This is a genomic window from Marinobacter sp. DSM 26671, from assembly GCF_900112835.1.
In the GTDB taxonomy this organism is placed as follows: domain Bacteria; phylum Pseudomonadota; class Gammaproteobacteria; order Pseudomonadales; family Oleiphilaceae; genus Marinobacter; species Marinobacter flavimaris.
In genome coordinates this window covers 1-6,654 of sequence record NZ_FONF01000049.1, presented here as the reverse complement: position 1 = coordinate 6,654, position 6,654 = coordinate 1, and the positions used below count along the sequence as shown (strand labels likewise).

General features: G+C 52.3%; 7 protein-coding genes and 1 pseudogene. All 8 read right to left on the bottom strand.

What is annotated here, in order from left to right; genetic code table 11:
- Positions 1 to 273: transposase (locus tag BM035_RS21900; RefSeq protein WP_139216095.1), on the bottom strand; the 273-nt coding region annotated here is incomplete at its 3' end.
- 51 nt (positions 274 to 324) lie between these two features.
- Positions 325 to 894, bottom strand: coding sequence for a glutathione S-transferase family protein (locus BM035_RS21895; RefSeq protein WP_092034402.1), 570 nt, complete (start codon positions 892 to 894; stop codon positions 325 to 327).
- 118 nt (positions 895 to 1,012) lie between these two features.
- Positions 1,013 to 2,017, bottom strand: coding sequence for an alpha/beta fold hydrolase (locus BM035_RS21890; RefSeq protein ID WP_092034400.1), 1,005 nt, complete (start codon positions 2,015 to 2,017; stop codon positions 1,013 to 1,015).
- 18 nt (positions 2,018 to 2,035) lie between these two features.
- A complete protein-coding gene (locus BM035_RS21885) occupies positions 2,036 to 3,430 on the bottom strand; it encodes a hypothetical protein (protein ID WP_092034398.1) in 1,395 nt (464 codons plus the stop codon).
- Between the two features lie 457 nt (positions 3,431 to 3,887).
- Entirely contained in the window at positions 3,888 to 4,226 is a 339-nt protein-coding gene (locus BM035_RS21880) for a c-type cytochrome (protein ID WP_092034397.1), read from the bottom strand.
- 66 nt (positions 4,227 to 4,292) lie between these two features.
- Complete coding sequence (locus tag BM035_RS21875; RefSeq protein WP_092034395.1) at positions 4,293 to 5,555, bottom strand: PQQ-dependent sugar dehydrogenase; 1,263 nt, start codon at positions 5,553 to 5,555, stop codon at positions 4,293 to 4,295.
- A 181-nt stretch (positions 5,556 to 5,736) separates the two neighbouring features.
- Positions 5,737 to 5,943: an alpha/beta hydrolase family protein gene (locus BM035_RS21870; protein WP_254775564.1), complete on the bottom strand. Its 207-nt coding sequence runs from the start codon at positions 5,941 to 5,943 to the stop codon at positions 5,737 to 5,739.
- Between the two features lie 368 nt (positions 5,944 to 6,311).
- Positions 6,312 to 6,539: pseudogene (locus tag BM035_RS22740) on the bottom strand (MBL fold metallo-hydrolase); the annotation flags it as partial.
- Positions 6,540 to 6,654: the final 115 nt, after the last annotated feature.

The window sequence follows — 6,654 nt, the reverse complement described above, 5'->3', positions numbered from 1 at the left end:
CTCGAAGGAACCGTCCCGGTCACGAGGAGTCTGTATCGGTACTTCGCCGTGCTGGCCCTTCAGGCGCTTGGCGGAATAGCCGTTACGGCTGTTGCCGGTGCCACGGCCTTCAAGAGCGTGCTTCTCGTATCCAAGATGCTCATCCAGTTCGGCGTTGAGTGCAGTCTCGACGGTGAGCTTGACCAACTGCTGTGTGAGGGCTCCGAGATCTTTTTCAGACTTGATGTCCTTGGCCAGCTCGGCGGCCATAGCTTTAAGTTTTTCTTGGTCCAATTGCGTACCCACGATGGTATCCTTTTGAAAAGACTACTCAGTCGTGGGCAGTTACACAATTTGGTTTACAGCCTCCCAAGTCACGTTATGGCCAATCACGATATCCGCTCCTGAAAATGCGTCGCCGCATATAAAGGAAGTCTGGCACAACCTTTCTTTAAGTTGCGGCTCCACTTCCTCTACGAACTTCTGTCGATATCGATCGATCGTTCGTGGGTCAGACTGGTCTGAAGGCAGGACGTGCTCGTGTATCCGCACTTGCCAAAGCATCATATCCATCCAGGTGCCACCAAAGTGCACCATTTGCAGATAATCGGCTCGCTCAGGTGATAGCCCAACAGGGGGCGAGAGCTTCTTCTCCGGGAATGAATCTACCAGCCATTCCACCATCGCTACGCTTTCTAGCATCCGTTGGACAGAACCATCCTCCATGGTGATTTCAAGCAGCGGCACATTGTGGTTTGGATTCTTCTGCAAATACTCGTCGCGGTATTGGTCTCCGCGATACAGATCCAAAGCTTGGAGTTCAAACTCATCTCCAATTGTTTCGTACAACGCCCACCGCACACGGGCACTGCGAGTCGCGGGGAAATGATATAGCTTCAGTTTTTGGACTTTCATAGGTTTCCAACTCGGCAAGTGAGCTGCATTCGACAGCAAACAGGACTTAGACGGAACATTCGTTCGTTACGTTAATTTGGCAGGCTCCCTATATCCTCAACAGCTGAAAACTTGGTGTTCAGCCGGCATTCTTGAGGCCGCCAAGAAATTCGATCAAAAGCTCATTCACTGCTGTCGCCCGCTCGCGCTGAATCCAGTGCCCCGCACTGGGGAGAATGTGACAACCGCGCATGCCAGGTAATGTGTTAGAAAAATTATCGATATTAGCCTGAGCATTTGGAAACTTGAGTACGTCATCAGCCTCGCCAGCAATAAACAGGGAAGGTTGATGAATGACTTGCCCTCGCCAGGGCGCCATTAATTCCGATGACCGCTTAATGTTGCGGTACCAGTTAAGCCCGCCATCAAAGCCCGTTCTTCGAAACTCTGACGCATACTCCTCAACGTCCCGCTCGCTCAGCCAATCCAGCAGTGTTTCAGGCTCCACTGTGTTATGCAGAATACCTTTACCCGTTTTCAGCATGCCAAAGGTGACAGTGTCCGGCCCATCGCCAGAGGCGCTGTAATGCATCCGGCGGATGGACGCCGCAACGTCCTGTTCCAACTCGGCCTCAGCCACACCGGGGGCTTGAAAGTATTGAAGATAAAAATGGTCGACGCCTGCATCGCGCAAAGCAGACAAAATATCGACGGAAGCAACAGGCACGAAAGGTACGCTCATTCCTACGACAGAGGTAAAAAGGTCGGGCCGTAGTAAGGCACAACTCCAGGCAACAAGTGCACCCCAATCATGTCCCACAATAGCGGCCTGTTTCTCGCCTAGGGCGCGGACCAACTCGACCATATCTCCTACAATGTGCAGCATTGTATAATCGCTGACTTCTGATGGAGCCGTTGTTCCACCGTAGCCTCTCATGTCAGGTGCCACCGCCCGGTACCCAGCAGCAGCCAGAGCAGCAATCTGACTACGCCAGGAAATCGCCAATTCAGGAAAACCATGGCATAACACCACCAGAGGCCCACTGCCCATGCTAGCAACCTTCATGGTTAGCCCATTGATCTCTAAAATTTGAATATCAGGCGCTGGCAAACCAGATTCTATCGATTGAATGTGCGTATCCATCAGTAAGCATCCGGTTGCTTAGGCAGTCGCTGCCAAATGAAAAAGGTTCTTCGCCGCGCCTTCGAAGTTCTGCTCGAAACGTTGAAGCTGGTTATGCTTTTCCTGGTCATCGGGGCTGATGTTGGCGATAAGACGAGCAAAACCATCGAGACGGCAATCCACTAGAAACTGTGCAACCTCTGGGTGCGCTTTCCAGTGGGCGATATTCATCATCATGTTTGCCTGTGATGTCAGGAAGTCTCTCACTGTATCCGTATAGGGGCTTGAGTGAGTCATCGCTTGCCGCAATGCCTCATCCTCAATGTTGGCTTCTATAAAGGCGATTAATGCGCCGCTAAAACAGGCTTGCCATACGCTGATCGGCTGTAGGTTAATCCGATCATGTTGAAAAACAGGAGGGAGATCTTCCCAGTGTTTACCAACCCCGCTGGCGGTACAGTCTATGTATAAGGTGTCTGGCTCGCAGCTGACTTCACCCTGGGTTAACTGCATGCCATTTGCGTTGATCGCTTCAACGTGACCGAGTCGGACAACATTGGTAATGCGTTGAATTTGCTCAAGCTCTGTTTCGGTGATGATGGCTGCATGAAACATACTGGGCCATATACTCTTATCCAGGCGCAGCCAGTTACCTGCCGACTCCATGCCCAAGCAAACTTCCTCGACGGTTCTGGCCGTGGCAAAGGTTTCTGTTTGACTGGCAAAAAACTCCAGTGCCTGACCTAAGAAGGCCTCGTCAGGCTGGAAATTTCGACGGTTGTAAAACCATGAATCGCGGGGGATCACCCAGGTGATATTGTCAGCCGGATAATCATTAGCCAGTAACCAGGTGATGCTATCGATCCCAGTCTTGCCGCCGCCGAGTATGGTGATGTGTTTGTACTGCGGCGCCAGTCGACACAGATGGTTGGGGGGAACACACTTCACCCCTTCTGCAACCTCGAATCGGGGTGTGTGAGTCATCGGAACTTCCGTGGTCATGAGAGTGGCGTTCACCACTTTTTTGTTCACTGTGACCTCGTGTTCCTCACCTGACATCAGTGAGACGATAGTGCCGTTATCTGTGTAGTCACATAACGGCAGATACTGAACACGCTTTGATGGAATAAATACTTCGTCCATTAGTGAATGGAAGTAGTTTAGGACTTCAACACCCGTCGCTAATTCGAGAAAGCCAGTGTTAAACCCTGTTTCATCCAGTCTATGACGCCCTAATGGTCGCGAAGCAACGCCATAAAAGCCTGAGGGCTGGTGTAATCGCACAAAAGGATACGCGTCGTTCCAGTGCCCGCCCACTTTTGGACGGCGGTCAACCATCAAAAAGGTGGCGTCGGTTTGTGTGAGCATCATGTCCACAAAAGCCATTGCTGTGGCACCACTGCCAATCACTAGATAGTCCGTTTCATAATCCATTAGTTTTCCCTCCATTGTTCTATTGATCGTGGTTCTGGGATTGTTGGCAGAGATGCCGTGTATTAGGAAAGGTTGCGGCTTATGATCTGCCGCTGAGATCGACCTGATACAAATGCTTTTAAGAAGCTGTTCCATGCTCTCGGGGTTTGGCTTCCGAGAGGCTGCACTTATTGTGCAGATAAAAACTGTTGCTTATGCTAATTACTATGTGCTTTTTTTGATCAGTCGCATAATCATAAAACGGCATAAGCCCTAGTTCTAAAGAACTGGAATGGAGTTTTCGAGGTATAGGATGCCATCCGAAGGGGATAAATTTTTCGACTCTGCGGAGAGGAGATTGGTGCTGATAGGGCGCAGCGCGGATGTTCGCTTTTGTCGCAAAGCCGACATTCAGATTTACGCTTTGGGTAAGTTCGGTTCCCTTAAAAGTAAAAGGGCATCCGGTGGAGGCCTTTCGCTACTCCGGCATAGAGACCGTTACGCTGATGGATTCGTACCAGGCAGCCAAGTCTGATATTTGCTGGTCCGTAAGGTCTTTTGTGACAACCGACATCATCTCGTTTTCGCGTTTACCGCTGCGGAAGGCCTTCAGCTGTTTCACAAGGTAAATCTGACTTTCGCCAGCAAGGTTTGGCGCAATTGGGATTTTCGCAATCCCATCAAGACCATGGCAGGTTTTGCACTGAGCTGCGAGTATGCGGCCCTCGGCCGGGTCAGCGGCAAAGGTGTTTGCAGAAAAGCCGAGGGACGCACCCATGAGTATCACGCCGAAGCGCGCTTTGGTCAGTAGTGACATTTATTGTTATCTCTGAGTAGCCAGAGAGCCTGGGACTCTCTGGCGTAAGGGATTGGAGGTAGGGTCTCAGGAACCGGATCCGGTATAGGCAATCCGGTAGACGGCGCCAGCCAGGTCATCAGAGACCAACAATGAACCATCTTTCAGTTGTGCCACGTCCACTGGGCGGCCGAGGTATTCGCCGTTTTCGCTAAGCCATCCTTCGGCAAAGGGAACGGTTTCGCCCGTAACATTGCCTTCGGCATCCACCGGAGTGAACATGACTCGTGCACCAACAGGTTCAGTTCTATTCCAGGATCCATGCTGCGCGATGAAAATTCCGCCCTGGTAACGTTCAGGGAACATATTTCCAGTGTAGAACGTCATGCCCAGATCAGCCGCATGAGCGACGGTCTCAACAACCGGAAATACTACCTCCACGGGCACTTCTTCTCCTTGGTATTCGGTTGTGCGCACGTTACCCCCGCCGTACCAGGGGTGGCCGAAATGTTGGCCCATTTCTGTCTGTCGGTTGAGTTCTCCGGGAGGTATATCGTCACCCATACCGTCAACCTGGTTGTCAGTCCACCAAAGATTTCCGGTGGTAGGATGGAAGTCCTGTCCGACCGAATTACGTACACCTCGGGTATAAACTTCCCTGCCAGTGCCATCCTGGTTGATACGGATGATCCCGCCGATACCCACTTTACTGAAGGTATCGAGATGTTCTGGCGGAGCAACGTTATAGGGTTGTCCCAGCGAGACATAAAGTTTGCCGTCGGGGCCGATGTCGCATACCCGGGCCGTATGATTGTAGCTGACAAATTCCTCTGGTATCAGCTCACCTTCGGGAATCAGTTCGAAGGCAACCACATCGCCGCTTTCATAGAAAAACTCTGCGGCGGGGTAGGCCAGAATCCGGTTCTGTTCGGCAATGTAAAGCACTCCCTGCGGTGAAAAACACGGGCCATTGGGCACAGCCTTGTCGATCGACGGGGCAAAGTTCTTCACCTCATCCGCAACCCGATCCTTGTCGCGGTCTGTCACTGCCCAGACTTCGGTTTTTCGGGTACCTACAAACGTAACAACGCCCTGCGGCCCCACCGCTATGTGTCGAGCGTCCGGGACCAGTGCATAAAGGGAGATTTCAAAACCTTCTGGCAGTGTAATTTTCTCAAGTGTTTTCCGGATAGCATCGGCACTGCTACTGTTCTGGTCAACAGTCGTGAATTCCGCCTCACCAGTCACCTGGAATTTGCCGAGCTTTTCCAGGTTGTTGGACTGGCCATAAGCGAAGGGTGTGGCGGTAAGGCCTGCCACGACAGCGAGAACTAAAGCTTTTTTATTCATTGTTTTTATTGCCCTCTTGATTCACTGATTAACAGTCAGCCAGCGATCTGGTGGCTGCAGTTTTACTTTTTGTTATCACAAAAAGAGTAAAGTTCGCGAGTACCCGGAAGTCAAGGAGCAGGTTGGTGGTAGTCAGGGTAATCCCGCCATATGAGAGCTGGTAAAATGACTGGCAGCGGGCTCAGCAACACCGACTATAAAAAGCAGCGAGCCTGCTCAACATATCCGCGTGATTGACAGCTTTGCGGAATCCGTGGCCTTCTTCCGGGTAAAGCCTGACCAGAGGTTGCTGGCCATTCGCTCGGAGCGCTTCCGCCATGCTCCGCGTCTGTTCCGGCACGACGACGGAATCCTTGCCGCCCTGAAAGAACGCCATTGGCCGCCTGATTCGACTGGCCTGAGCCAGAGGTGAGCGTTGCTGCCACTGGTGCGGTACCTGATCCAGGGCCCCAGCAGCCAGTCCAGATAACCGGATTCGAACCGATGGGTCATCTGCCGCAGGCGCTCAGGGCCGCTCACGCCGAACTGGCTCACGCCGGCGGTGAAATAGCCGGACGATACCAGTGCCATCGGTGCTGTGTAGCCTCCAGAGCTGCGCCCCTGCATGAAGAGAGACCGACGGCTGGTTTTTTCGGAACTGCCGCGGTAGTTCACTTCGGCTGCTGCGAAGCCCTGATGACATAGAAATTGATTCTGAGGATTCAGTACGAGGCAGACCATGGAGGTAGGACCACCATGGGCAATCATCACCAGGAGCGGTGCATTGCTCAGCAATGGTATTGCCGTCAGCCTGAGAGAGGGCGCGCAGGGAATGGTAAACGAGGTCTGGTCCGTTGCCGGAACCTTATTCCATCGAGGACCACCATTACAGTGCTCAAGCACCCTGAATAATGGAAATCCACTGCTCAGGTCATCATGAACTTATGCTGTGCACCAGACATCCAGGGGCATGCCTTCCCGTAACATCAGCAAGCCGGTGGTGTGCCCGGAGTCGAAACCGCCGGGCCTAGCCCGGATTTCTCATAGTGCTCCAACAACCTTCGCAGACCAAGCCTGGTAGTGCCAGATCCGAGTGGTCATGGTCGAAGTTGGCGATTAT

Bases quoted from the DNA above. Each gene is read 5' to 3' on its own strand.
- BM035_RS21895 (WP_092034402.1), bottom strand. From the start codon at position 894: ATGAAAGTCCAAAAACTGAAGCTATATCATTTCCCCGCGACTCGCAGT.
- BM035_RS21890 (WP_092034400.1), bottom strand. From the start codon at position 2,017: ATGGATACGCACATTCAATCGATAGAATCTGGTTTGCCAGCGCCTGAT.
- BM035_RS21885 (WP_092034398.1), bottom strand. From the start codon at position 3,430: ATGGATTATGAAACGGACTATCTAGTGATTGGCAGTGGTGCCACAGCA.
- BM035_RS21880 (WP_092034397.1), bottom strand. From the start codon at position 4,226: ATGTCACTACTGACCAAAGCGCGCTTCGGCGTGATACTCATGGGTGCG.
- BM035_RS21875 (WP_092034395.1), bottom strand. From the start codon at position 5,555: ATGAATAAAAAAGCTTTAGTTCTCGCTGTCGTGGCAGGCCTTACCGCC.